The sequence below is a fragment of the Pseudomonas arsenicoxydans genome (assembly GCF_900103875.1).
GTDB classification, from domain to species: domain Bacteria; phylum Pseudomonadota; class Gammaproteobacteria; order Pseudomonadales; family Pseudomonadaceae; genus Aquipseudomonas; species Aquipseudomonas arsenicoxydans.
Genome location: NZ_LT629705.1, coordinates 2,327,721 through 2,352,837, shown reverse-complemented (window position 1 = coordinate 2,352,837; position 25,117 = coordinate 2,327,721). Strand labels below are relative to the sequence as shown.

Here is a 25,117-nt window from a genome sequence, read left to right as displayed (position 1 = left end):
ACGATGACCGCACTGCGTCGCTGACCCTACACGGTCGCGCATCGCGTTTGGGCATATCTATGTAGTGCACTCCTCCTGAGCAAATGGGCGATCCTCACCGCCCCATTTTCTCAAGGAGCGAGAAATGAACTTACCTGAATCAGTTGCGCCATCCCTTTTGCCGAATCCCACGGACGAGCAATCCCTGAAAGCACTGGTGCTGCCTTTTACCGAGGCCTGCCCCGACATGCATGCGATGGCCTATGAAGTCGCAAAGGGCATACTCGACAAACACGGAATCAAAGGCATCGACCCGGACAAGGTCTGGTGGCACCGCTTCGATAACGTATCGGTCAGCAGCCCCAAGGCTTTTCTCGGCTGGGAACGTTATCCGAAGCCTTGCGAGTCGCTGACCTTGCCGCAACTGGTGGTCCAGCGATTCCGCCTCAGCGATCAGGAAGACCCTGGCATGCCGGATGGCGACGGCGGCTTCTACAACGAAGGTCCTCACGCCTCCATTTTCAACGAAACCAACGAAATCAGGATGTACCCAAGGGATGTTCTGAAGGACTTCTGGGCCCTCAATTTCGCTCAATCCTACCGAGAAAAAATGGAGCGCTTCTGGCCACTCCATTCGGACGATTTTCGGACCCTGGCCAAACTCAACTTCCTGGTGCGGGCACTGGACGAACACGACGGCGCCCGACTGAACAATGAAAACCTCAAGACCGTGATCAAAGCCGTGGCCGGCAATGTGAGCTGGCCGGTCAGCCTCGACATGCTGCGAGCGCAGGCACCGACCGTGGACGGATTACGCGTGTGTGCACTGGATATCGGCGGTTATCAGGCGACCGATATCCTGTGCATCACCGATCGCAACGGCGTGAACATCCTTTACACACCGGGTGAAACCCAGACGTTCCACATCTTTACCACCCTGCTCGACTTCCATTGGTGGCTGTTGCTGCAAAACAACTATGCAGAGAATCGGGCGCGATTCATGAGCCATTTCCCGTTGTCCGCCCAACTGCAGGACGACGGCAAAATCGGCTTGAACGCTACGATCGATCTGCTCTATACAACGTGGGGCGCCTACGACCATCACCTGATCAATCAAAACGCCGAGCCGATCACCGGCGATGTTTTCAGCTGGTTGCGCGACTCGGTGAAGGCGCGCATGTACAGCGATGCGGACCTGTCCCTGCACTCCAACGGACAACTGCGAAAAAAAATGTGGATCGGCTATTTGAACGCGTTCGTCCACCTCTTCAGTTCGATGGCGGGACTTGGATGGCCCGTGGCGCTGGCCGCCGTTGGCGCCGGCATTGCCGATATGGGTTTGAACATTGACCAGGCAATCAATGGCAGTACCAAGGCCGAGCGCAAGGCGGGGGTCGTGGGCGCCATCTCCAGCGGTATCGAAACCCTGTTCAACCTGCCTTTTTTGCGCGGGGCAACGGAGCTCGCCGAAGTCAGTGAAGCCAGCGAAACCTTCAGTCCACAAGACCCCGTCACTGAACCTGTCAATGAACGACCCACCAGCCCTTCAGGCCTCCCACCCATCGCCCGATTCGCCCCCGGTCCAGCGTACGCCGAACAAGGAGCGGAGCTGCTGTCATCCTTTGAAACCAATGAAGTGCTGGATGGCTTGTCGCCCGTCAGCGACGAAGGAAAATTCGCCGGCATTTATCAGCCAGCAAACGGCGGCAGCTATGTGCTGATCAACGACAGCTACTACCTTGTACGCTACGCAGAGGCACTGAAAACCTGGGTCATCATCGACCCGGCCAACCCCTATTCGTTTTATCGCAGCCTGCCGGTTCGACTGGATTCGGCGGGAGAATGGCAGCCCATCAACCGTCCGGGTCTGTTCGGTGGCGGCAAGTTCGACGGATTATGGCCGTGGGGCCGTGACAGCACCTCACTGCCTGACATCGACAGCCCGCCCAGCGCATACGATATACCGCAGGCCTCGCGCGAACAGCTCAAAAACCTTGCCCAAGGGGGAGGAAACAAATACGACCTCAAAGACTACACCGCCAGCCTGCCCAAACCTGACGGCAGCAATCCCGTTGCCGACTTCAAGGCCATGCGTCAAACCCTGTACCGCGACGCCACAGCATTCTTCGAATCAAACACCCTTCCGGCCAGGCCCGAAATCCCTACTCTGCCAGCGCGTCTGCCCTACAAAGACATCATCAAGAAGCTGTTTCGCCTGGTATCAGGGCTGGTGGTCGGTGAGAACCATTCAAGTGTCGCCAGCAAACAGTTCCTGATCGAAAACATGGAGGTGATGAGCAAGCAAAAGATCAAGACGCTCTACATGGAGCACTTGCTGACCGACTTTCATCAGGCTGATCTGGATGTGTTCAATCGAACGGGAACGATGTCCGAAAATCTCGAGAACTACCTGAAAATTCTGGATCAAGGGCACGGCACCGACCCCAGCGGTCAGTTCACCTTTATGGAAGTGGTCAAGGCGGCCCGCCGAAACCATATCCGGGTACAGGCCATAGATTGCATGGCCAGCTACCGGAGCACGGGAATGAACGGTGTCGAAGACGATTTCCGGCAAAGGATGATGAATTTCTTTGCCCACCAGGTCATCAGCGCCGACCAGGCTGCCCGAGGTGCTCATCGCTGGGTCGCGCTAATGGGCGACAGTCACGCCAGCACATGGGGCGGCGTGCCCGGTGTCAGCGAACTGGAGGGCGGCATCAGTTTGCGCATAGAAAGCACCGACGCCGGTACGGCACGAGGCATCGAAGTGGACCCGGGACGCATTCCTACCGATAACTTCGGCCGGCCGCTGGCCAGCGTCAAAGGCGATCTGCGTCTGCAACTGGATACACCGCCCAGTGTTGTGCTGGCTGAAACACTGGAAAAAGGTCTGCGCAATACAGGAGATTGTGTGGTGATGAACATCGATAACACGGCCACGCTCATTCACCGCAGCAGCGACGGCACCATCGTTCGCACAGTGATCCAGCGCGACTCCGGTTCGTTCTACATTGAGCGGCCAAGCTGGCCGTCCCTGAGCGGCCGACGTTTCCCCAGCATCACGGACCTTTCGACAGCGTTAAGGCTCATTGGCCTGAGACCGGTCAGACTGGCCGGCTCCTGATACGCAAAAAGCCCCGTGAACTCGCGTTCACGGGGCTTTTCTGGTGTTACGGACGATCCGTCAGGGCGGGATTATTCCCACTCAATCGTCGCTGGCGGCTTGCTCGACACGTCGTAAGTGACGCGGGAGATGCCTTCGATTTCGTTGATGATCCGGCCGCTGACGGTTTCCAGCAGTTCGTAAGGCAGGTGTGCCCAACGCGCGGTCATGAAGTCGATGGTTTCAACGGCACGCAGGGCAACTACCCAGGCGTAACGACGGCCATCGCCAACCACGCCAACCGATTTGACCGGCTGGAACACCACGAATGCCTGGCTGACCTTGTGGTACCAGTCGGCCTTGCGCAGTTCTTCGATGAAGATGTGGTCGGCACGACGCAGCAGGTCGGCGTATTCCTTCTTCACTTCACCAAGGATCCGCACGCCCAGGCCCGGGCCCGGGAACGGGTGACGGTAGACCATGTCGTACGGCAGGCCGAGTTCCAGGCCCAGACGACGGACTTCGTCCTTGAACAGCTCGCGCAGGGGTTCAACCAGCTTGAGGTTCATTTCTTCCGGCAGGCCGCCCACGTTGTGGTGCGACTTGATCACATGAGCCTTGCCGCTTTTGGCGCCAGCCGACTCGATCACGTCCGGGTAGATAGTGCCTTGGGCGAGGTACTTGATGTTGTCCAGTTTGTTGGACTGGGCATCGAACACGTCGATGAAGGTACGACCGATGATCTTGCGTTTTTTCTCTGGGTCGGACTCGCCGGCCAGGTTGTTCAGGAACTGCTCTTCGGCGTTGGCGCGGATCACTTTGACGCCCATGTTCTCGGCGAACATGGCCATCACTTGCTCGCCTTCGTGCAGACGCAGCAGGCCGTTGTCGACGAAGACGCAGGTCAGTTGGTCGCCGATGGCTTTGTGCAGCAGCGCGGCAACTACCGAGGAGTCAACGCCGCCGGACAAGCCGAGCAGTACGTTGTCGGTGCCGACCTGGGCGCGAATGTTGGCAATGGCGTCTTCAGCAATCTTCGACGGCGTCCACAGGGCTTCACAGCCGCAGATGTCGAGGATGAAGCGCGACAGGATGCGACCGCCCTGCTTGGTGTGGGTCACTTCCGGGTGGAACTGCACGCCGTAGTAGCCGCGAGCATCGTCGAACATGCCGGCAATCGGGCAGCTCGGGGTGCTGGCCAGGATGTGGAATTCCTGCGGCATCTTGGTGACTTTGTCACCGTGGCTCATCCATACGTCGAGGCCGAACAGGCCGTCGGCGTCGATATGGTCTTCGATGCCGTCGAGCAGGCGGCTCTTGCCGACCACGTCGACACGGGCGTAACCGAACTCACGCAGATCGGAGCCTTCAACCTTGCCGCCCAGTTGTTCGGCCATGGTTTGCATGCCGTAGCAGATACCGAAGACCGGCACGCCCAGGTCAAACACCGCTTGCGGGCAACGAGGGCTGTTGGCTTCGTGCACGGACTCGGGGCCGCCGGCGAGAATGACGCCTTTTGGAGCGAATTCGCGAATCGCTTCTTCATCCATGTCGAACGGATGCAGTTCGCAGTACACACCGATTTCACGCACGCGGCGGGCAATCAGCTGGGTGTACTGGGAACCGAAGTCGAGGATCAGGATGCGGTGAGCGTGAATGTCGAGGGCCATGGGAGAGCTCTGAAAAGCAGTTGCAAGCTTCAAGCTGCAAGCTGCAAGTTATCGGAAGCTGCGCGGTAGATGCATGAATGCAGTACCGCTTGCAGCTTATAGCTTGTGGCTTTTAGCTGTCGGCATCAGCCGACTCGGTAGTTTGGCGCTTCTTTGGTGATCTGCACGTCGTGAACGTGGGACTCGGCCATGCCAGCGCCGGTGATCCGCACGAACTCAGGCTTGGTGCGCATTTCTTCGATGTCGGCACTGCCGGTGTAACCCATCGAGGAACGCAGGCCACCCATCAGTTGATGAATGATGGCGCTCAGGCTGCCTTTGTATGGCACACGGCCTTCGATGCCTTCCGGTACGAGCTTCTCGGCTCCTGCCGAGGAGTCCTGGAAGTAACGATCGGAAGAACCTTGAGCCTGGGACATGGCGCCCAGCGAACCCATGCCGCGATAAGCCTTGTACGAACGGCCCTGGAACAGTTCGATCTCGCCCGGCGCTTCTTCAGTACCGGCGAACATCGAGCCCATCATCACGCAGGAAGCACCGGCTACGATGGCCTTGGACAGGTCACCGGAGAAACGGATGCCGCCGTCGGCGATCAACGGCACGCCTGTGCCTTCAAGGGCAGCGGCGACGTTGGCGATGGCACTGATTTGCGGGACGCCGACACCGGCGACGATCCGGGTGGTGCAGATCGAGCCAGGGCCGATACCGACCTTGACTGCATCGGCGCCAGCTTCGGCCAAAGCCTTGGCGGCAGCGCCGGTAGCGATGTTGCCACCGATGACCTGCACTTCAGGGAAATTCTGTTTGACCCAGCGAACGCGGTCGATCACGCCTTTGGAGTGACCGTGTGCGGTGTCGACCACCACCACGTCAACGCCGGCATTGACCAGGGCCGCGACGCGGTCACCGGTGTCTTTACCGGTGCCGACCGCAGCACCTACGCGCAGACGACCTTGATCATCCTTGCTGGCCAGCGGGTAAGCCTTGGCTTTTTCGATGTCGTTGACGGTCATCATGCCTTTGAGGGCGAATTTGTCGTCGACGATCAGGACGCGTTCAATGCGGTGCTTGTGCAACAGCTCGCGGACGTCGTTCTTGTCGGCGCCTTCCTTGACCGTGACCAGACGCTCTTTAGGCGTCATCACTTCACGGACGGTGGCGTCCAGACGGTTTTCGAAGCGCACGTCACGGGAAGTGACGATGCCGACCAGGTCGCCATCGTGCAATACCGGTACACCGGAGATGTTGTGCATGCGGGTCAGTTCGAACAGTTCACGAACCGTGGCGTCGGCCTCGATAGTGATCGGGTCCTTGACCACGCCTGCTTCGTAACGCTTGACCTTGCGCACTTCGGCAGCTTGCTGCTCGATGGTCATGTTCTTGTGGATGATACCGATGCCACCTTCCTGAGCCATGGCGATTGCCAGACGGGCTTCAGTAACGGTGTCCATGGCGGCAGAAACCAGAGGAATATTCAGCTCGATGCCACGGGTTAGGCGGGTTTTGAGACTGACTTCGTTAGGAAGCACCTCGGAATAACCAGGCACTAGGAGAATGTCGTCGAATGTCAGAGCTTCTTGGCTGATACGCAGCATCGCGGGGGCTCCCGAGCGGGAAAATGGAAGCGCGCCATTATAGTCAGACACCCCCTCGGGTTCAATGTAAAACTCTGTCTATTATTAGCATTACTGATATACGGGGATTGTCACTTCCTACAACTCGACTTTCACCCAACTCACGGGCTGATCAAGCCAGTCGGCAAACTCGTCGATAAAACTCTGTTTGAACCCGGCCTCGGCCCAGTTGTTAAAGATGAACCCCAGGTTGGAAAAGCCGCATTCCTGCAGGAAAAGAAACCCGTTGATGTCATCTTCATGCCCGCACTCGGGGCAGGTGAAATTATCCGTGCGTCCTGGCATCCAGTCTTCCAGGCTTTCGAACAACGCCTCACCGATTTCCTTGCGGCACTCGGCGCAGCCAGCCTCGCTGAGGAACCCCTTGGCGGGTGTATAGATGCAGCGTTTGGTGATGATCTCCAGGCCATTGATCGGCTCGCCGAACGGCAGCGCCTCCGGGTGCAACACCACGGCGCGGGCCCCCTCGGCAATGGCGTGGGCCATGCGGTTACCGGTACGACCGCACGTGGTCAGCTCTTCCTTGACGATGTTCTTGCGCACCAGCCACCGCACGACGGCCCGGGCCCGGGGTTCGTGAACCGGCAGCGTGGAGATTTTCGGGACGATGATGCTTTGCGAATTCATGGTGCAAGCCTACTGCGTCAAAATGGATGTTCCTGCTGCGCGCCAATTGGCGCCTTCGCGGGCAAGCCCGCTCCCACATTTTATCTTTGGCGGCCACAAATGATGTGATCCCAGAAGATCCAATGTGGGAGCGGGCTTGCCCGCGAAGGCGTCAGGACGGCCGGCAGCTTAATCCCTGACGAAATCCGGTCAAGTACTCAAGTAACGTCCGATCAAGGCAATCCCGCTGGCCAATACCAACCAGGTCACCAGCCGCACGAAGGCCTCCCGTGACAATCTCATGGTCAACTGCCGGCCGATCCACAGCCCCACCGCCATCGCTGGCAACAAACACAACGCCAATACCAACAAGGGTAGCTCGGCATACACCCCGGCGACGGCAAACAGGCTCAAACGCACCACCGTGCTGCAACTGATCAGTGCACTTTGGGTAGCCCGGGCCGAATCCTTGGGCAGTCGACTGTTCAGATAGATCGCATATAAAAAGCCGCCACTGCCAAACAACGCCCCGAACATCCCGCCCACGGTGCCCATCGGCAGCGCCCAAGCAGCAGACAATTGCGTCGGCCGGGTTTTGACCCACAGGCTGTAAATCGCATAGGCACTGATAAACAGCCCCATCAACAGCAGCAACAAATCGGATTTGAGATTCAGCAGAAAAATCACGCCCAACGTGCACCCCACCGCCATGCACGGCAGCAGTCGCAGCAACTCGGGTTTCGCCACGTCCCGTCGCGATGGCAACAGGTTGCCGAAGGCTGCGATGAAATCCAGCAGCACCAGCAGCGGCACGATTTTCGACAAGGGCATGAACAGAATCAGAATCGGCCCAGCCACCAGCGCGGTGCCAAAGCCGGCGATGCCGAACACGATGTAGGCCAGGGCGATGCCCAGCCCAATCACCAACCAATCCACCATGCCGAATGGCCATTGGTGCAACAACTCAAGCACGTTCATCTGCAAGTCTTCCTTGAATACCGGTGATCACTGTAGGAGCTGTCGAGTGAAACGAGGCTGCGATCTTTTGATTTTGATCTAAAAAAATAAAAAGATCGCAGCCTCGTTTCACTCGACAGCTCCTACACAGCTCAGTGATCGTGCATTCGGCCAGAGATTGCCTTTAAACTGCGCCCCATGATTAAAGATCCCTTTGCAAGACTCGGCCTGGACCGTGAAGTCCTGACTGTCAGCCAGCTCAACGGCCGCGCGCGGGTGTTGCTCGAAGACGTGTTCAGCAATATCTGGGTCGAAGGCGAGATCTCCAACCTCGCCCGCCCGGCGTCTGGCCACGTGTACTTCACCCTCAAGGACAGCGGCGCCCAGGTGCGTTGCGCATTGTTTCGGCAGAACGCGGCGCGGGTTCGCCAGGCGCTGAAGGACGGCCTGGCGGTGAAGGTGCGCGGCAAGGTTTCGCTGTTCGAAGGTCGCGGCGATTATCAACTGATCCTCGACACGGTGGAGCCCGCAGGTGACGGCGCCCTGCGCCTGGCCTTCGATGCCTTGAAGGAAAAGCTCAGTGCCGAAGGCCTGTTCAGCGCCGAACGAAAAGTGCCGCTGCCGGCGCATCCGCAGCGCATCGGCATCATCAGTTCGCCGACGGGTGCGGTGATTCGCGACATCATCAGCGTCTTCCGCCGTCGCGCGCCGCAGGTTCAACTGACGTTGATCCCCACCGCCGTGCAAGGCCGCGAAGCCACCGCGCAGATTGTCCGCGCGCTGAAACTGGCGGACGCCCGTGGTTTCGATGCGTTGATCCTGGCCCGGGGCGGCGGTTCGCTGGAAGACCTCTGGTGTTTCAACGAAGAAGCCGTGGCCCGCGCCGTGGATGCCTGCGTGACGCCGATTGTCAGCGCCGTCGGCCATGAAACCGACGTGTCGATCAGTGACTTCGTCGCCGACGTTCGCGCTCCCACGCCATCGGCCGCCGCCGAACTGCTCGCCCCGGACTCCAGCGACCTGGTGCGTCGGGTCGAAAGCCTGCATCGTCGCCTGGTGATGCGCATCCGTGACCGCCTGATGCGTGATCGGCTGCGCCTGGAAGGCCTCTCCCGCCGCCTGCGTCATCCTGGCGAACGCCTGCGCCAGCAAGCGCAACGTCTGGATGATCTGGACATGCGCCTGCGCCGCGCTTTCGAACGCAGCCTCAACACCCGCCGGGAAAAACTGATTCGCCTGGAAACCCGCCTCGCCGGGCAACATCCGGGGCGGCAATTGGCGCTGCTGCGTCAGCGCCTCGACAACTTTGCCGAACGCCTACCCCGAGCCATGCGAGAAGGGCTCAAGTCCCGTCGCCTGCAACTGCAAAGCCAGGTGCAGACGCTGCAAGTGGTCAGCCCGCTGGCGACCCTCGCCCGTGGCTACAGCATTTTGCTGGATGAGCGCGGCAATGCGATCCGCAGCGCCGGGCAAACCCACACCGGTCAACGCTTGAAAGCCAAACTCGGTGACGGCGAGTTGCAAGTGCGGGTCGAAGACAACCACCTGACGCCTGTCACCCTTTCTTTACTGGATTAATCGATGCCGCGTTTTTTCGCTTCACTGCTGTTGCTGTGCCTGACCTTCAACGCTCACGCCGACAGCTACATCACCCGCCTGTTGAACAAGCCGGTGCCGGGCGGCGTGGCCGTGGTGGATCTGGGCGCTGCTGCGCAGGCACCGAAAGCCAGTTATCAAGGCAAACCGGTGCTGGTGGTCAAGGAAAAGAATAATTGGCTGGCGATTGTCGGCGTGCCGTTGACGGTAAAACCGGGCACGCAGCAGGTCAGCAGTGGCGGGCGTAATCTGAGCTTCACGGTCGGCAACAAGAAATACCCGGAACAGCACATCACCCTGAAAAACACGCAGCAGGTCAATCCGAACCCGGAGAATCTCAAGCGCATCGAGGGCGAACTGGCCGAACAGATCCAGGCCTACCGCAGCTTCAGCCCCAATACCCCAAGTAACCTGTTGCTGGACAAACCGGTCAATGGGCCGCTGTCGAGCAAGTTCGGGGTGCGCCGGTTCTTTAACGGTGAGGAGCGCAATCCGCATGCGGGCCTGGACTTCGCGGTGCCCGCGGGCACACCGATCAAGACTCCGGCGGCGGGCAAGGTGATTCTGATCGGCAATTATTTCTTCAATGGCAACACGGTGTTTGTCGACCACGGGCAGGGCTTTATCAGCATGTTTTGCCACATGTCGAAGATTGATGTGAAGGTCGGCCAGTCACTGGCACGTGGCGATGTGGTTGGCAAAGTCGGCTCTACCGGGCGTGCAACCGGGCCGCACATGCACTGGAACGTCAGCCTGAATGATGCGCGGGTGGATCCGGCGATTTTTATCGGGGCGTTTCAACCATAAACAATCGTTGAGGCTGATGGCCTTATCGCGGGCAAGCCCGCTCCCACATTTTATCTTTGGTGGCCACAAATAATGTGGTCGCTGAAGATCTAATGTGGGAGCGGGCTTGCCCGCGATAGGGCCATTACAGACGCCGCTATTCCGCCTCCAGATCCTCAATCCCATGGACTTCCCAGTGCGCCAGGCTCTTTTTGATCCCGTCCTGGGTTTCCTGCGAGAAGCCCGCCAGCTCTTCGGACGTGATCAACTCACGCGCGCACAGTCCCAGCAAGTGACCGGGCGCCTCATTGCGTGAATGCCTGAAAACGTCAAACGCCCAATACAGCTCCTTCTGACCGGCTTTGAGCCTTTCTTCACTGGCTTCAATCCGCTCATAAGGCGCCAGGCTTTTATCCAGCACCGTGCGCTCGACCTCATCCATGATCCGGATACACATCCGTTCATGGGCCAGTGGACGCAACGCGCTATATAGCTTCCAATCCGACTCGTTCATGGCTGACTCCTACGTACAAGTCGTCCTGTTGAGGCTCTAAGAATAGCTGCACTGACACGCTCCATCCGCTGAAGTCTGCGATTGCGCATCGCTCAAACCTCGCGCAACCATCCAGACGATCATCGTCATTTCGAACAATAAAATCGCGACAAATCCGCTTTTTCGGGTATTCCTCTCAATTTTTTTCGACTGCTTGCCATCCTCCACAACGGCGGTTAGGGTTGAAGACATGAAAACCTCTCACACCCTCATTCAGCTTCGCCAGCACCGCAGCCTGTGCCTTGTCAGTGCACGACTGCCGGGCTGAATTTGCGGTGCCTCGCCCTACGCTTTTCCCCAAGAACATTTGATCTACCGGCAGGCCGCCTTTTTTCGGCCCACACAATAAGGATTTCCCGATGAGCATGCTCAAAGACCCGTCTTCGAAATACCGCGCGTTCCCGACCATCGACATCCCGGACCGTACCTGGCCATCGAAGACCATCACCGCCGCGCCGATCTGGTGCAGTTCCGACCTTCGTGACGGCAACCAGTCATTGATCGAACCCATGGACGCGGTCAAGAAGCTGCGTTTCTGGAAAACCCTGGTGCAGGTCGGCGTGAAAGAAATCGAAGCCTCCTTCCCGGCCGCTTCGCAAACCGACTTCGACTTCGTACGTACCCTGATCGAAGGCAACCACATCCCGGACGACACCACCATCCAGGTGCTGACCCAGGGCCGTGAAGACTTGATCGAGCGCACCTTCGAATCCCTGCGCGGGGCGAAGAAAGCCATCGTTCACCTGTACAACGCGACCTCCCCTTCCTTCCGCCGCATTGTCTTCAACCAGGACAAGGACGGGATCAAGGCCATCGCCGTGAACGCCGCCAAGCTGTTCGTCAAATACGCTGCCCAGCAGCCGGACACCCAGTGGACCTTCGAGTACTCGCCGGAAACCTTCAGCGCGACCGAGCTCGAGTTCGCCAAGGAAGTCTGTGACGCCGTGATCGAAGTCTGGAACCCGACGCCTGAGCACAAGGTGATTCTCAACCTGCCAGCCACCGTGGAATGCGCGACCCCGAACATCTATGCCGACCAGATCGAATGGTTCGGCCGTCACATCAACCGTCGTGACAGCGTGATCATCAGCCTGCACACCCACAACGACCGTGGTACTGGCGTTGCCGCCACCGAGCTGGGCCTGATGGCCGGCGCCGACCGCGTTGAAGGCTGCCTGTTCGGTAACGGCGAGCGTACCGGTAACGTCGACCTCGTGACCGTGGCGTTGAACCTCTACACCCAGGGCATTCACCCTGAGCTGGACTTCTCCGACATCGACGGCGTGCGCAAAGTCGTCGAAGAATGCAACCAGATCCAGGTGCATCCACGTCACCCTTACGTTGGCGACCTGGTTCACACCGCGTTCTCCGGCTCCCACCAGGATGCCATCCGCAAGGGCTTCGCCCAGCAGAAACCGGACGCGTTGTGGGAAGTGCCGTACTTGCCGATCGACCCGGCCGACATCGGCCGCAGCTACGAGGCGGTGATCCGCGTCAACAGCCAGTCGGGCAAAGGCGGGATCGCTTACCTGCTGGAACAGGAATACGGCATCAGCTTGCCGCGCCGCATGCAGATTGAGTTCAGCCAGGTTGTACAGCGTGAAACCGATCGCCTCGGCCTGGAAATGACCGCCCAGCAGATCCACGCCTTGCTGCACAGCGAATACTTGCAGGCCAACACCCCGTACGCGCTGGTCAGCCATCGCCTGCAGGAAGAAAACGGTCACAGCGCCGTCGAAGTGGAAGTCTCGGGCAAAGGCCAGGGCGAAACCAACCTGCACTGGCGCGGCAAGGGCAACGGCGCCCTGGAAGCGCTGGTCGCCGGTCTGCCGATTCCGGTTGAGATCATGGACTACAACGAACACGCGATCGGCGCGGGCACCAATGCCAAGGCCGCGGCCTACATTGAACTGCGCGTAAACGGTGAACGTGCGGTGCACGGCGTCGGTATCGACGAAAACATCACCACCGCCAGCTTCAAGGCCCTGTTCAGCGCGCTGAACCGTTCCCTGAGCCAGCCGGAAGCGAAAGCGGCGTAAGCCCTCGCTGCAAAGCAAAAGGCCCCGAGGTGCGAACCTCGGGGCCTTTTTGTTTGCCTGCGTATTTTTGTGCTGTCTGTCCGGCCCCCTTCGCGGGCAAGCCCGCTCCCACAATTTACTTTGGCGTGCACAAAAGCTGTGCTCACAGCGGTCAACTGTGGGAGCGGGCTTGCCCGCGAAGAGGCCGGGTCAGGCAGTGAAAATCTCAGGTGAATTCGAAGGTATCGGCATCCAGGTTCGCTGGAAAACGCGTGCGATAAGCCTGAAGATCCGCAGCATTCAACACCACCTGAAACACCCCATCCGCCTCGCCCGCACTGAGCAATGTCTCGCCCTGGAAATCCAGTACCTGACTGTCGCCGGTGTAGGCAAACCCTTTACCGTCAGTCCCGATGCGATTCACCGCTGCCACATAGCAAAGGTTTTCAATTGCCCGCGCCGGCAGCAAACGGTTCCAGTGCTGGCGCCGGGCACCCGGCCAGTTGGCGGTGTACAACAACAGGTCGGTGTCTTGTGCATCGCGGCTCCAGACCGGGAAGCGCAGGTCGTAGCAAATCAGCGGCCGCACACGCCAGCCCTTGAGCTCGAACTGCACCTGACGCTCACCAGGCGTGTAGTGGTTATGCTCGCCGGCCATGCGGAACAGGTGGCGCTTGTCGTAATGCCACACTTCCCCGTCCGGCCGCGCCCAGAGCAGACGATTGCGATGGCTGCCGTCAGCGGCCTGGACGATGATGCTGCCGGTAATCACGGCATCGAGCTTGGCAGCCTGAACCCGCAGCCATTTACTGGTGGGGCCGTTTTCCGGTTCGCAGAGGGTTTGCGACTCCATGGAAAAACCGGTGGTGAACATCTCCGGCAGGATAATCAGGTCAGCGCCGCGAGCCTGTTCAAGCAACTGCTCGAAATGCTCCAGATTGGCCTGGCGGTCATGCCAGGCCAGGGTGGTCTGGATCAGCGCGATATTCAGATTGGGCAGAGCACTCAAATCACGCATAGTTTTGCCGCTGCTTCACGCAGGGTCTCCTCGCGTTTGGCGAAGCACAGTCGCACCAGGCGCTGGCCTTCGGGCGGGGTCTGGTAGAACACCGAAATCGGAATGCTTGCCACACCATGTTCGCGGGTCATCCACAACGCCATTTCGACGTCATTGAGGTCCGGGCGGATCTGCGAGTAATCAACCAGCTGGAAATAGGTGCCAGTCACCCGTTTGAAGCTGAATCGGGACGGCGTCAGTAGATCGCAGAACAAATCACGCTTGGCCTGGTAGAAACCAGGCAGCTCCTCGACGTGTTCCGGATGCTCGGCCATGAAGTCGGCCAAGGCATATTGCAACGGTGTCACGCCGCAGAAACTGACGTACTGGTGCACTTTGCGCAGCTCCGCCGTCAGTGCCGGCGGTGCAACCACGTAGCCGGTTTTCCAGCCAGTGACGTGATAGGTCTTGCCAAAGGAACTGACCACGAATGCTCGTTGATACAGCTCTTCGTGATTCAGCACGCTGACGTGAGGCACGCCGTCGAAGACCAGGTGTTCGTAGACTTCGTCGCTGACGATGTAGATGTCGCGGTCTCGAATCAAGGCCGCCAGCTGATCCAGTTCCGCACGGCTGATCAGTGCGCCACTTGGGTTATGCGGAGCGTTGAGAACGATCATCTTCGTGCGTGGCGTAATCGCCGCCGCGAGCTTTTCAAAGTCGATGGCAAAATCGTTGAGGCCCAGTTGCACATGCACGCAACGGCCACCGGCCAGCTCCACCGACGGTTCATAGCTGTCGTAGCACGGATCAAACACGATCACTTCGTCGCCGCTGTGGATAACCGCCTGTATGGCACAGAAGATCGCCTGGGTGGCGCCGGGCGTGACCGTCACTTCATCGTCGGCATCCACGTTGACGCCGTAGCTGCGAGCGATCTTGGCCGAGATTTGCTGGCGCAACGCCGGCAGGCCGGTCATCGGCGAATACTGGTTGTGGCCATTGGCGACATGCCGACCGACCGCATCGCACAGGGCCTGCGGCGCATCGAAATCGGGGAAACCCTGGGACAGGTTGATCGCCCCGGTTTGCGCCGCGAGCTGAGACATCTGAGTGAAGATAGTGATGCCGACATTCGGCAGCTTACTGGTGATCATCGGTAGCCCCTTGCAGGTGAGCTCCAAGTTTCAAGCGACAAGCTGCAAGCGGTCAAGCCTCAAACCATCATGCACAAAAAAGGGCCCTGCACAGGACCCTTTTTGCTTTGACTTGAAGCTTGCAGCTTGGAACTTAAAGCTGCTTTTACTTCTTATCGCGGCGCTTTTTGTCGGCTTTCTTGTGGTGCGACATCATGCGACGCTTCTTGTTGACCTGGCGGTCGGTCAGCGTGGTCTTTTTGCCTTCGAACGGGTTCTCGCCGCCCTTGAACTCGATGCGGATCGGCGTACCGACCAGCTTCAACACACGACGGTAGGTGTTTTCCAGGTAACGGACGTACGACTTCGGCACCTTCTCGATCTGGTTACCGTGAATCACGATGATCGGCGGGTTCGCACCACCCAAGTGGGCATAACGCAGCTTGATCCGACGGTTGTTGACCATCGGTGGCGCGTGCTCACCAACCGCATCTTCCAGAATCTGGGTCAGGCGGTTGGTCGGCCAGCGGGTGACCGCGGACTTGAACGAGTTCTGTACGGACGCGTAGAGGTTGCCCACGCCAGTGCCGTGCAGCGCCGAGATGAAGTGGATGTCGGCGTAGTCAACGAAGAACAGTCGACGTTGCAGCTCGACCTTCACGAAGTCGCGCTCGCTTGGCGTCATGCCGTCCCACTTGTTGATCGCGATGACCAGCGCACGACCCGACTCAATGGCAAAGCCCAGCAGGTTGAGGTCGTGGTCCACCACGCCTTCGCGGGCGTCCATCACAAAGATCACCACGTTGGCGTCTTTGATCGCTTGCAGGGTTTTGACCACGGAGAATTTTTCGACTTCTTCGTGGATCTTGCCGCGCTTGCGCACACCGGCGGTGTCGATCAGCGTGTACTTCTCGTCGTTACGCTCGAACGGGATGTAGATACTGTCGCGGGTGGTGCCGGGCTGGTCATAGACGATTACCCGGTCTTCACCAAGCATGCGGTTGACCAGGGTCGACTTGCCGACGTTCGGGCGGCCGATGATTGCAATCTTGATCCCGTCTTTTTCGCTAGGGCCAGGAATGCGCTTGGCTTCCTCGCCTTCGGCAACGATCTCTTCTTCGCCTTCTTCCTGCTCATCTTCGTCTTTCGGGAAGTCGCTGAGCGCGATTTCCAGCATCTGGGTGATGCCACGACCATGAGCACCGGCGATTGGAATCGCGTGGCCCATGCCCAACGGGGCGAATTCAGCGCGGGCCATTTCAGGGTCGATGTTGTCGACCTTGTTAGCCACTACGTAAGAACGCTTGTTACGTTTGCGCAAATGCTCGGCGATCATCTGGTCGGCGGCGGTGAAACCGGCCTTGGCATCTACCAGGAACAGAACGACATCCGCTTCTTCAATGGCCAGCAGCGACTGCTCGGCCATTTTTTCGTCCATACCGTGCTCGTCACCGGAGATACCGCCGGTGTCGACCAGAATGTAGGAACGCCCTTGCCACTTGGCCTCACCGTATTGGCGATCACGGGTCAGACCGGACAAGTCGCCGACGATGGCGTCACGAGTCCTGGTCAGGCGGTTGAACAAGGTGGACTTGCCGACGTTCGGTCGGCCCACCAGGGCGATTACGGGAACCATGCGGCTCTCCACTTCGTTATTTCAGAAAATACAAAAGCCGCTGCGAGGCAGCGGCTGGTGCTCGGGGCAGCGCTTGAGGGCGCTGCGAACCCCGTGGTTACGGGGCTGCCTGGGGATCAACCCCAAGCATAGTCAAACCTTTACTTAATGGTCAGGGCTTCCAGCTTGCCACTGTTGCCATAAACATAAATCGTGTCACCCACCACCAGCGGACGGGCACGCAGGCCGTCGCTGTCGATGCGTTCGCGGCCGACAAAACGACCGTCCACCTGGCTCAGCAGGTGCAGGTAGCCTTCCATGTCGCCGACTGCAACGTAGCTGGAGAACACTTCCGGAGCCGACAGTTGACGGCGGGCCAGCGAATCGTTGCTCCACAAGGCTGTGGTGGAACGTTCGTCGACGCCTTCAACGGTGCCCGAAGACAGGCTCACGTAGACGTTGCCAAAACCCTGGGCGACACCGGCATAACTGGAAGCATCACGCTGCCAGAGCTGACGACCGCTTTCCAGGTCCAGTGCCGCAACGCGACCCTGGTAGCTGGCAACGTACAGGGTACCGCCGGACAACAGCAGACCGCCGTCGATATCGACAACGCGCTCCAGTTCCGAACGACCCTGTGGAATCGCAACCCGTTGTTCCCATACCGGCACGCCGTTGGAAATATCGAGAGCGACCACTTTACCGGTCGACAGGCCAGCCACCGCGAGGCGGTTGGTCACGATCGGCGCACTGGTGCCGCGCAGGGTCAGGACCGCAGGCGTGCTGTCATACAACCAGCGCTGGTTGCCAGTGGCGGCATCCAGACCGATCAGACGGTCATCCTGAGTCTGGACCACAACCACGTCACCGTTGTTGGCCGGCGGTGCGAGTACTTCGCTGGACACGCGAGCGCGCCATTTCTCTTCACCGTTGATTGCGTCCAGGGCAACGATTTCGCCCTTGAGGGTACCGAACGTGACCAGACCGTAACCCACACCAACGGCGCCGGAAACAGGCAGATCAAGATCCTTCTTCCATTTGACGTCGCCGTTGCTGCGATCCATCGCCATCACCACACCAGTGACGTCCGCGGCATAAATGGTATCGCCGTCGATCGCCGGAACCAGCATGTTGTAGGTTTCGCCCTGACCGTTACCGATCGAACGACTCCACTGCTTGTGCAGAACCACTTCTTCCTTGAAGTCGGTCAACTCGGCCGGAGGCAATTCTTTTTTGCCGTTGCTGCTGCAACCCGTGGCCAAAATGGCCAGAGCCAGCAATGCTGCATGTTTCCAACGAATCACGTCACGCATCCCCTTTGGCCAGGTCGTCCAGCTTGATTTGTAGGCCACCGACTGCCGCTTCATCCGACAGTGCTGCCTTGGCTTTTTGATACGCCGTATTTGCTTCGTCGGTACGACCCAACTGCACCAGCAGGTCACCCTTGAGTTCTTCGCGAGTGGCCAAGAACGCCTTGTCGGTGTCGCCTTCGAGCAGCTTCAAGGCTTCATCGGCCTTGTTCTGCGCGGACAGTACCTGCGCCAGACGCTGACGGGCGATTTCGCCCAGCGCCGGGTTTGCCGGTTTGTCGACGATGGCTTTCAGTTCGGTGCCAGCATCGTCCAGCTTGCCGCTGTCGACCGCGACTTTCGCCACGAACAGGCTGCCGTACTGCGCATAAGCGGTGCCGCCGAACTCGCTTTTAAGCTTGCCGGCCAGATCCGAAACACGGGCAGCGTCAGGCTTGCCGTCAGGCGTCAGCGTGGTTTCCAGCAGTTGCTGATAGAGAATCGAGGCGCTTTGCGACTGATTGCTCTGATACTTGTGAAAGGCCTGCCAGCCGAACACGATGACCAGCGCCAACAGGCCGCCAGTGACCAGGGGCTTGCCGTTGCGTGTCCACCAGTCCTTCAAATCCGCCAGCTGTTCGTCTTCGGTACTCGACACCCCAATACTCCTTAATCGCTAATTCGGCTGTTTGACAGCTTCAACCCTGCACGACGCAGGTGGCCAGGTGTGCAGCAAGCGCATCCCAGGCAATGCTTTGTTGTTCGCCCTGGCCACGCAGGGGTTTGAAACCTACCACTTGCTGGGCCATTTCATCGTCGCCGAGGATCAGCGCGTACAGCGCACCGCTCTTGTCGGCCTTCTTGAACTGGCTTTTGAAGCTGCCGGCACCGGCATTGATCTGCAGGCGCAGGTTTGGCAACTGATCACGCACCTTCTCGCTCAACGTCAGGGCAGCCAGTTCGGCGGCCTCACCGAAGGCGCACAGGTAGACATCGACCTGACGGGAGATTTCTTGCGGGATCTGCTCCAGGGTTTCAAGCAGCAGCACCAGGCGTTCGATACCCATGGCGAAACCTACGCCCGGGGTCGGCTTGCCGCCCATCTGCTCCACCAGACCGTCGTAACGTCCACCGGCACATACGGTGCCCTGGGCGCCCAACTTGTCGGTGACCCATTCGAAAACGGTCTTGCTGTAGTAATCCAGCCCGCGAACCAGCTTCGGGTTGATCACATAAGGAATACCGGCGGCGTCCAGGCGAGCCTTCAGGCCCTCGAAGTGCACGCGGGATTCTTCGTCCAGGTAGTCGGCCATTTTCGGCGCGTCGACCAGGACTGCTTGAGTGTCGGCGTTCTTGGTGTCCAGAACCCGCAGCGGGTTGGTCTTCAGACGGCGTTGGCTGTCTTCGTCCAATTGGTCCAGGCGAGCCGAAAGGTATTCGACCAGCGCTTCGCGATAACGACCGCGAGACTCGCTGGTGCCCAGGCTGTTGAGTTCAAGCTTGACCGCATCACGGATGCCCAGCTCGCCCCACAGGCGCCAGGTCAGCACGATCAGCTCGGCATCGATGTCCGGACCGTCGAGGTTGAACACCTCGACACCGATCTGGTGGAACTGACGATAACGGCCTTTCTGAGGACGTTCGTGGCGGAACATCGGGCCGATGTACCAGAGTTTCTGCACCTGGCCGCCGCCGGTGATGCCGTGCTCGAGCACCGCACGTACGCAGGCAGCCGTGCCTTCCGGACGCAGTGTCAGGGAGTCGCCGTTGCGGTCGTCGAAGGTGTACATCTCTTTTTCGACGATGTCGGTCACTTCACCGATGGAACGCTTGAACAGCTCGGTGAATTCCACGATCGGCATGCGGATCTGCTTGTAACCGTAGTTATCCAGCAGACGCGAGACGGTGCCCTCGAAATGACGCCACAGGGGTGTCTGATCGGGCAGGATGTCGTTCATGCCACGTATGGCTTGCAGAGACTTGCTCACTATAAATCCTTAAATTCGTTCAGCGCTTTAGTCGGGCTCAGCCACGCGCGATAACAGCAGCGTCGGCTTCGACCTTTTCGGCCGCTTTCTGGCGGATCAAGCGTTCGAGCTCATCCACCAGATTGTCATTCGTCAGTTTCTGCGACGGTTTGCCGTCGATGTAAATCAGGTTTGGCGTGCCGCCGGTCAAGCCGATATGGGCTTCCTTGGCTTCACCCGGCCCGTTGACCACGCAACCGATGACCGCGACATCCAGCGGCACCAGCAGATCTTCGAGGCGCCCTTCCAGCTCGTTCATGGTCTTGACCACATCGAAGTTCTGCCGCGAGCAGCTCGGGCAGGCGATGAAGTTGATGCCACGGGAACGCAGGTGCAGGGATTTGAGAATGTCGTAGCCGACTTTCACTTCCTCGACCGGGTCGGCCGCCAACGAGATGCGGATGGTATCGCCAATACCTTCGGCGAGCAGCATACCGAGGCCTACGGCGGATTTCACCGTGCCTGAACGCAAACCACCGGCTTCGGTGATACCCAAGTGCAACGGCTGGACGATTTCCTTGGCCAGCAAGCGGTACGCAGCGACGGCCATGAACACGTCGGAGGCTTTCACGCTGACCTTGAAGTCCTGGAAGTTCAGGCGTTCGAGGTGCTCGACGTGACGCAAGGCAGACTCGACCAGTGCAGCCGGCGTTGGCTCGCCGTATTTCTTTTGCAGGTCTTTTTCAAGGGAGCCGGCGTTGACGCCGATGCGGATCGGAATCCCGCGATCGCGAGCGGCATCGACCACGGCGCGCACACGGTCTTCACGACCGATGTTGCCCGGGTTGATCCGCAGGCAGTCAACGCCCAGTTCGGCTACGCGCAATGCGATCTTGTAGTCGAAGTGAATGTCCGCCACCAACGGCACCTTGACCAGTTTCTTGATCTTGCCGAAGGCTTCAGCGGCATCCATATCCGGCACCGAGATGCGCACGATATCGACGCCAGCTGCTTCCAGGCGATTGATCTGGGCCACGGTGGCGGCCACGTCATTGGTGTCGCTGTTGGTCATGCTCTGCACAGCGATAGGTGCATCGCCGCCCACAGGCACGTTACCGACCCAGATCTTGCGGGATTCGCGACGTTTGATTGGAGATTCGCCGTGCATGACTTATTGACCCAACTTCAGGCGAGCAGTCTCGCCACTGGTGAACGGAGCGACATCAACCACCTGACCGTTGTAGCTGACTTGAGCGCCACGGGCGAAGCCCAGACGCACTGAAAACGGTGGTTTGCCGCTGACAGAAACATTTTCGCCTTTACGCTTGAGGCCGCTCAACAACACCTTGCCGGTGCCGTCGGTCACTTGCGTCCAGCAATCAGCCGTGAATTGCAGCTGAACCTGGCCTTGGCCGGCCACCGGAGCAGCTGCTGCAGGTGGAGGAATGGTCGGCGTCACCGATGCGCTTGCCGGCGGGGTCGACACAACAGGAGCAGTCGGCGCAGGCGAGAGCTGTGTCGTGACAGCTGGCGCGGCGCTATGAGCCGGGGCCGCAGGCGTTGGTGCAGGTGCTGGCGGCACGGCGGCTTCAGCGGCTGCAGGTGCTTCGGCGGATGTCTCGGCCTGTGGCAATGCAAGCGCGGTTGCGCCTTCAGCCTGACCTTCCGCGACGGCCTGGTCTTCTGGCTCGTCCAGCGGATGGATCTGGGTGGTGCCGTCGGCGCCTTCGACTTCAACGTGTTCCGGAGCGAGGCTGGTCAGGTCCTTGGTACGCGATGAGGTTTGATCCTGCCACCAGACAAAACCACCGCCAATCACCGCGATCAGCAACAGCAGGCTGACGATGCGCAAAATAGTGTGGGAAACCCGAACCGGCTCTTCGATGCGACCCAGGCTATGGACATTGCTGCCCTGGGAGTCGGTACCGGTGGATTGGTCGAACTGCTGGACCAGAACGGTCTGGTCCATGCCGAGCAGCTTGGCGTACGCGCGAATATAACCGCGAGCAAAGGTGTGCCCAGGCAGCTTGTCGAAAGCGCCGGCTTCCAGATTGCTCAAGGAATTGACGGTGAGGTTGAGCTTGAGGGCCACTTCGGCCAGCGACCAGCCATTGCTTTCGCGGGCCTGGCGCAAAGTCTCACCGGGGTTAACGCGATTCGCTGCTACAACTTCGGGATGCGCCGCTTTCATCATTGCTCCGACAGGTATTGCTGATATTCCGGCGTACCGGGATAGAGTCGTTTTAATTGCAGGCCTGCACTTGCGGCCTTGTCGCGATCTTCAAACACTTTTGCCAGCCGAACGCCGAGCAATAGACTACGTGCATTTTGCTCGGTGAGCAGGCTAAAACGATCGTAGTAGTCACGCGCGGGCACATAATGCCTGTCTTCGAAGGACAACTCAGCCATTTCCAGCAATGCACGTGGTTGTTGGCGGTTCAAACGCAGGGCTTTTTCCAGCTGCTGCTTGGCCAGATCACGCTGCCCCAGCTTCGAAGCCGTCATGCCGAGGTTCTCGAATACCCGCGAACGCTCAGGATACAGGGTATCGGCGGCGGCCTGTTCAAAGCGCTCGTAAGCTTCCTTGTAACGTTTTTCTTCGAAAAGAAAGCTGCCGTAGTTGTTCAGTATTCGTGCATCGCCGGGACGCGAAGACAGTGCCTTGCGAAAATGCTCGTCAGCCAGTTCCGGCTCCATCTCAGCTTGGAACACCAGCCCCAGAGCCGCATTGGCGTCAGGGTCAGAGCTATCCAGGTCCAGCGCCTTCTTCAACGGCACCTTGGCGCGCTCGGTCATGCCCTGCTGCAAGTAGCCCAAGCCCAGTTGCACGTAGGCGGTGCGCGCTTCATCGCGGCCCTTGCTGGTCTTCATCGGGTTGAAATCGCCCGACAGGACGCAACCAGCACACAGGCTGGCCAACAGCAACAGCAGCGCAAAGCGCAGGGACATAGAGATCCTCTCTTAATTATTGTTCGCAGCGTTCTGTGCGATATCGTTTTCGGCGCTCAGCTCGCGCACGGCGATATAACGTTCGCTGCGACGGGTGCGATCCAGCACCTGCCCTACCAATTGGCCACACGCGGCATCGATGTCTTCACCGCGAGTGGTGCGTACGGTGACATTGAAACCGGCATGGTGAAGCTGATCCTGGAAACGGCGAATCGCGTTGTTGCTCGGGCGTTCGTAACCGGAATGCGGGAACGGGTTGAACGGAATCAGGTTGATCTTGCACGGGATGTTCTTGAGCAACTCGATCATCTCAACGGCATGCTCGACCTTGTCGTTGATGTCCTTGAGCAAGGTGTACTCGATGGTCAGCACGCGTTTTTCGCCCAGGGACGACATGTAGCGCTGACACGACTCGAGCAGCATCTTAAGCGGATATTTCTTGTTGATCGGCACCAATTGGTTACGCAATGCGTCGTTTGGTGCGTGCAGCGACAACGCCAGGGAGACGTCGATGTGCTTGGACAGCTCATCGATCATCGGCACCACGCCCGAAGTGGACAGGGTTACGCGGCGCTTGGAGATCCCGTAGCCCAGGTCATCCATCATCAGATGCATGGCGGCCACGACGTTGTCGAAATTCAGCAGCGGCTCGCCCATGCCCATCATCACCACGTTGGTGATGGCACGGTCGGCGGTCGCCGGGATGCTGCCGAACGATTTATTGGCAATCCACACCTGACCGATGACTTCGGCGGCGGTGAGGTTGCTGTTGAAACCTTGCTTGCCAGTGGAGCAGAAACTGCAATCCAGGGCACAGCCTGCCTGGGACGAAACGCACAACGTGCCGCGTTTGCCCTGGGGAATGTAGACGGTCTCGACGCAGCTGCCGGACGCCACGCGCACCACCCACTTACGGGTGCCGTCGGTGGAGATGTCCTCGCTGACCACTTCGGGACCACGAACTTCGGCAATAACCTTGAGCTTGTCGCGCAAGGCCTTGCTGACGTTCGTCATGGCGTCGAAATCATCGACGCCAAGGTGGTGAATCCATTTCATTACCTGACCGGCACGGAAACGCTTCTCCCCGATTGAGTCGAAGAATTTTTCCATTTCCTGTTGAGTCAGACCCAGCAGGTTGGTTTTTACAGTCGATGTAGTCATGGATTCACCTTCACTCAGTAGCCTTAAGCCTGAGCGACTGCCTCTACAGCAGGGAAAAAGAAAGCGATTTCGCGTGCAGCAGCTGCTTCCGAGTCGGAACCGTGAACAGCGTTGGCGTCGATGGAATCAGCGAAGTCAGCACGGATGGTGCCAGGAGCAGCATCTTTAGGGTTGGTAGCGCCCATCAGCTCACGGTTCAGAGCGATAGCGTTTTCGCCTTCCAGAACCTGAACGACAACCGGGCCGGAGATCATGAAAGCAACCAGGTCACCGAAGAAACCACGAGCGCTGTGCTCAGCGTAGAAGCCTTCGGCTTCTGCTTTGGTCAGTTGCTTCTTCTCGGAAGCAACAACTTTCAGGCCTGCTTTTTCAAAACGGGCGACGATCTGGTCAGCAACGCCTTTAGCAACGGCGTCAGGCTTGATGATGGAGAAAGTACGTTGAACAGCCATGGTGTAACTCCAGAAACGGTAATTTGTGAAAAATTAAACCCGCGAATTATACGCGGGTTCTTGGGTATTGCCTAACTGCGTACGGTGCAGACTCAGTCTGCTTCTTCGATCCAGGCGGCCTGAATGGCTTCAAGCACCTTCTCGCCACCGCGGGTCGGATCATCGCTGAACTCCGGCAATGCCAGCACCCATTTGTGCAGATCGACGAAGTTCACGTAACGCGGGTCCACTTCCGGCTTGGATTCAGCCAGCTGGATCGCGATTTCCAGCACATCAACCCATTTCAGACTCATGTCACTTCCTTGAATCAGTGCGGCGCTTCGGCCGCATGGTTGAGCGAATATTTCGGAATTTCGATGGTCAGGTCTTCATTCCCGACTTTTGCCTGACAGGCCAGACGCGACTGTGCCTCCAGCCCCCAAGCCTTATCAAGATAGTCTTCTTCCAGCTCGTCGGCTTCTTCCAGCGAGTCAAAGCCTTCACGGACCAGGCAGTGACAAGTCGTGCAAGCACAGACGCCGCCGCAAGCGCTTTCCATCTCGATATGGTGTTCGTGTGCCAGTTCGAGAATGGAAATGCCGGGCTCAGCTTCCACAACCAAGCCATCCGGACAAAACTTCTCGTGTGGCAGAAAAATGACCTGCGGCAT

General features: G+C 58.9%; 22 protein-coding genes. 4 read left to right on the top strand and 18 right to left on the bottom strand.

Annotation, left to right across the window (positions count from 1 at the left end):
- The first annotated feature begins 124 nt into the window (after nt 1-124).
- Nucleotides 125-3,103, top strand: a complete 2,979-nt coding sequence (locus tag BLQ41_RS10895) for a membrane-targeted effector domain-containing toxin (protein ID WP_157695007.1) — start codon at nt 125-127, stop codon at nt 3,101-3,103.
- A 71-nt stretch (nt 3,104-3,174) separates the two neighbouring features.
- Here the strand turns inward: BLQ41_RS10895 and guaA are convergent, their stop codons facing one another.
- The 4 genes from guaA to BLQ41_RS10875 form a co-directional block, all read right to left on the bottom strand.
- Complete coding sequence (gene guaA, locus BLQ41_RS10890; RefSeq protein ID WP_090180527.1) at nt 3,175-4,752, bottom strand: glutamine-hydrolyzing GMP synthase; 1,578 nt, start codon at nt 4,750-4,752, stop codon at nt 3,175-3,177.
- A gap of 125 nt (nt 4,753-4,877) precedes the next feature.
- A complete protein-coding gene (gene guaB, locus BLQ41_RS10885) occupies nt 4,878-6,347 on the bottom strand; it encodes an IMP dehydrogenase (protein WP_090180524.1) in 1,470 nt (489 codons plus the stop codon).
- A 117-nt stretch (nt 6,348-6,464) separates the two neighbouring features.
- Nucleotides 6,465-7,013, bottom strand: a complete 549-nt coding sequence (locus tag BLQ41_RS10880) for a sugar ABC transporter ATPase (protein ID WP_090180521.1) — start codon at nt 7,011-7,013, stop codon at nt 6,465-6,467.
- 189 nt (nt 7,014-7,202) lie between these two features.
- Nucleotides 7,203-7,970 (bottom strand): sulfite exporter TauE/SafE family protein, encoded by a 768-nt coding sequence (locus BLQ41_RS10875; RefSeq protein ID WP_090180519.1) that lies wholly within the window; start codon nt 7,968-7,970, stop codon nt 7,203-7,205.
- Nucleotides 7,971-8,147: 177 nt separating this feature from the next.
- Between BLQ41_RS10875 and xseA the strand changes: the two genes are divergently transcribed.
- Nucleotides 8,148-9,527, top strand: coding sequence for an exodeoxyribonuclease VII large subunit (xseA, locus tag BLQ41_RS10870; protein ID WP_090180516.1), 1,380 nt, complete (start codon nt 8,148-8,150; stop codon nt 9,525-9,527).
- Nucleotides 9,528-9,530: 3 nt separating this feature from the next.
- Nucleotides 9,531-10,352, top strand: coding sequence for a M23 family metallopeptidase (locus BLQ41_RS10865; protein WP_090180513.1), 822 nt, complete (start codon nt 9,531-9,533; stop codon nt 10,350-10,352).
- A gap of 136 nt (nt 10,353-10,488) precedes the next feature.
- Here BLQ41_RS10865 and BLQ41_RS10860 read toward each other — a convergent pair whose 3' ends face one another.
- Nucleotides 10,489-10,845, bottom strand: a complete 357-nt coding sequence (locus BLQ41_RS10860; protein WP_090180510.1) for a hypothetical protein — start codon at nt 10,843-10,845, stop codon at nt 10,489-10,491.
- Nucleotides 10,846-11,243: 398 nt separating this feature from the next.
- Between BLQ41_RS10860 and leuA the strand changes: the two genes are divergently transcribed.
- Entirely contained in the window at nt 11,244-12,923 is a 1,680-nt protein-coding gene (gene leuA, locus BLQ41_RS10845; protein WP_090180500.1) for a 2-isopropylmalate synthase, read from the top strand.
- Nucleotides 12,924-13,128: 205 nt separating this feature from the next.
- Here the strand turns inward: leuA and BLQ41_RS10840 are convergent, their stop codons facing one another.
- From BLQ41_RS10840 to fdx, 13 genes are all read right to left on the bottom strand, one after another.
- Entirely contained in the window at nt 13,129-13,920 is a 792-nt protein-coding gene (locus tag BLQ41_RS10840) for an amidohydrolase (protein WP_090188471.1), read from the bottom strand.
- Nucleotides 13,908-15,056: a pyridoxal phosphate-dependent aminotransferase gene (locus tag BLQ41_RS10835; protein ID WP_090180497.1), complete on the bottom strand. Its 1,149-nt coding sequence runs from the start codon at nt 15,054-15,056 to the stop codon at nt 13,908-13,910. The genes BLQ41_RS10840 and BLQ41_RS10835 overlap by 13 nt, the downstream gene beginning before the upstream one ends.
- 145 nt (nt 15,057-15,201) lie before the next feature.
- Nucleotides 15,202-16,671, bottom strand: coding sequence for a ribosome biogenesis GTPase Der (der, locus tag BLQ41_RS10830; protein ID WP_090180494.1), 1,470 nt, complete (start codon nt 16,669-16,671; stop codon nt 15,202-15,204).
- Between the two features lie 140 nt (nt 16,672-16,811).
- Complete coding sequence (gene bamB, locus BLQ41_RS10825) at nt 16,812-17,963, bottom strand: outer membrane protein assembly factor BamB (protein ID WP_090180491.1); 1,152 nt, start codon at nt 17,961-17,963, stop codon at nt 16,812-16,814.
- Nucleotides 17,956-18,597: a tetratricopeptide repeat protein gene (locus BLQ41_RS10820; protein WP_090180488.1), complete on the bottom strand. Its 642-nt coding sequence runs from the start codon at nt 18,595-18,597 to the stop codon at nt 17,956-17,958. Before BLQ41_RS10820 ends, bamB begins: the two co-directional genes overlap by 8 nt.
- A 40-nt stretch (nt 18,598-18,637) precedes the next feature.
- Nucleotides 18,638-19,927: a histidine--tRNA ligase gene (hisS, locus tag BLQ41_RS10815; RefSeq protein WP_090180486.1), complete on the bottom strand. Its 1,290-nt coding sequence runs from the start codon at nt 19,925-19,927 to the stop codon at nt 18,638-18,640.
- A 37-nt stretch (nt 19,928-19,964) separates the two neighbouring features.
- On the bottom strand, nt 19,965-21,074 hold the full coding sequence (gene ispG / locus BLQ41_RS10810; RefSeq protein ID WP_008147751.1) for a flavodoxin-dependent (E)-4-hydroxy-3-methylbut-2-enyl-diphosphate synthase: 1,110 nt from the start codon (nt 21,072-21,074) through the stop codon (nt 19,965-19,967).
- 3 nt (nt 21,075-21,077) lie between these two features.
- Nucleotides 21,078-22,097, bottom strand: a complete 1,020-nt coding sequence (locus BLQ41_RS10805) for a RodZ domain-containing protein (protein ID WP_090180483.1) — start codon at nt 22,095-22,097, stop codon at nt 21,078-21,080.
- A complete protein-coding gene (gene pilW / locus BLQ41_RS10800; RefSeq protein WP_090180480.1) occupies nt 22,097-22,855 on the bottom strand; it encodes a type IV pilus biogenesis/stability protein PilW in 759 nt (252 codons plus the stop codon). The genes BLQ41_RS10805 and pilW overlap by 1 nt, the downstream gene beginning before the upstream one ends.
- A gap of 12 nt (nt 22,856-22,867) precedes the next feature.
- Nucleotides 22,868-24,016 (bottom strand): 23S rRNA (adenine(2503)-C(2))-methyltransferase RlmN, encoded by a 1,149-nt coding sequence (gene rlmN, locus BLQ41_RS10795; protein WP_046054692.1) that lies wholly within the window; start codon nt 24,014-24,016, stop codon nt 22,868-22,870.
- 23 nt (nt 24,017-24,039) lie between these two features.
- On the bottom strand, nt 24,040-24,468 hold the full coding sequence (gene ndk / locus BLQ41_RS10790) for a nucleoside-diphosphate kinase (RefSeq protein ID WP_090180476.1): 429 nt from the start codon (nt 24,466-24,468) through the stop codon (nt 24,040-24,042).
- Nucleotides 24,469-24,560: 92 nt separating this feature from the next.
- A complete protein-coding gene (gene iscX, locus BLQ41_RS10785) occupies nt 24,561-24,761 on the bottom strand; it encodes a Fe-S cluster assembly protein IscX (RefSeq protein WP_017340315.1) in 201 nt (66 codons plus the stop codon).
- 14 nt (nt 24,762-24,775) lie between these two features.
- Entirely contained in the window at nt 24,776-25,117 is a 342-nt protein-coding gene (gene fdx / locus BLQ41_RS10780; RefSeq protein WP_090180474.1) for an ISC system 2Fe-2S type ferredoxin, read from the bottom strand.

What these genes read in the sequence shown, in the direction of transcription:
- der (WP_090180494.1), bottom strand. Translation starts at nt 16,671, where the DNA reads ATGGTTCCCGTAATCGCCCTGGTGGGCCGACCGAACGTCGGCAAGTCC.
- BLQ41_RS10840 (WP_090188471.1), bottom strand. Translation starts at nt 13,920, where the DNA reads ATGCGTGATTTGAGTGCTCTGCCCAATCTGAATATCGCGCTGATCCAG.
- ispG (WP_008147751.1), bottom strand. Translation starts at nt 21,074, where the DNA reads ATGCACGGCGAATCTCCAATCAAACGTCGCGAATCCCGCAAGATCTGG.
- xseA (WP_090180516.1), top strand. Translation starts at nt 8,148, where the DNA reads ATGATTAAAGATCCCTTTGCAAGACTCGGCCTGGACCGTGAAGTCCTG.
- BLQ41_RS10895 (WP_157695007.1), top strand. Translation starts at nt 125, where the DNA reads ATGAACTTACCTGAATCAGTTGCGCCATCCCTTTTGCCGAATCCCACG.
- ndk (WP_090180476.1), bottom strand. Translation starts at nt 24,468, where the DNA reads ATGGCTGTTCAACGTACTTTCTCCATCATCAAGCCTGACGCCGTTGCT.
- BLQ41_RS10805 (WP_090180483.1), bottom strand. Translation starts at nt 22,097, where the DNA reads ATGAAAGCGGCGCATCCCGAAGTTGTAGCAGCGAATCGCGTTAACCCC.
- leuA (WP_090180500.1), top strand. Translation starts at nt 11,244, where the DNA reads ATGAGCATGCTCAAAGACCCGTCTTCGAAATACCGCGCGTTCCCGACC.
- BLQ41_RS10880 (WP_090180521.1), bottom strand. Translation starts at nt 7,013, where the DNA reads ATGAATTCGCAAAGCATCATCGTCCCGAAAATCTCCACGCTGCCGGTT.
- pilW (WP_090180480.1), bottom strand. Translation starts at nt 22,855, where the DNA reads ATGTCCCTGCGCTTTGCGCTGCTGTTGCTGTTGGCCAGCCTGTGTGCT.
- BLQ41_RS10865 (WP_090180513.1), top strand. Translation starts at nt 9,531, where the DNA reads ATGCCGCGTTTTTTCGCTTCACTGCTGTTGCTGTGCCTGACCTTCAAC.
- iscX (WP_017340315.1), bottom strand. Translation starts at nt 24,761, where the DNA reads ATGAGTCTGAAATGGGTTGATGTGCTGGAAATCGCGATCCAGCTGGCT.
- bamB (WP_090180491.1), bottom strand. Translation starts at nt 17,963, where the DNA reads ATGCGTGACGTGATTCGTTGGAAACATGCAGCATTGCTGGCTCTGGCC.
- guaB (WP_090180524.1), bottom strand. Translation starts at nt 6,347, where the DNA reads ATGCTGCGTATCAGCCAAGAAGCTCTGACATTCGACGACATTCTCCTA.
- BLQ41_RS10875 (WP_090180519.1), bottom strand. Translation starts at nt 7,970, where the DNA reads ATGAACGTGCTTGAGTTGTTGCACCAATGGCCATTCGGCATGGTGGAT.
- fdx (WP_090180474.1), bottom strand. Translation starts at nt 25,117, where the DNA reads ATGCCGCAGGTCATTTTTCTGCCACACGAGAAGTTTTGTCCGGATGGC.
- rlmN (WP_046054692.1), bottom strand. Translation starts at nt 24,016, where the DNA reads ATGACTACATCGACTGTAAAAACCAACCTGCTGGGTCTGACTCAACAG.
- guaA (WP_090180527.1), bottom strand. Translation starts at nt 4,752, where the DNA reads ATGGCCCTCGACATTCACGCTCACCGCATCCTGATCCTCGACTTCGGT.
- BLQ41_RS10860 (WP_090180510.1), bottom strand. Translation starts at nt 10,845, where the DNA reads ATGAACGAGTCGGATTGGAAGCTATATAGCGCGTTGCGTCCACTGGCC.
- BLQ41_RS10835 (WP_090180497.1), bottom strand. Translation starts at nt 15,056, where the DNA reads ATGATCACCAGTAAGCTGCCGAATGTCGGCATCACTATCTTCACTCAG.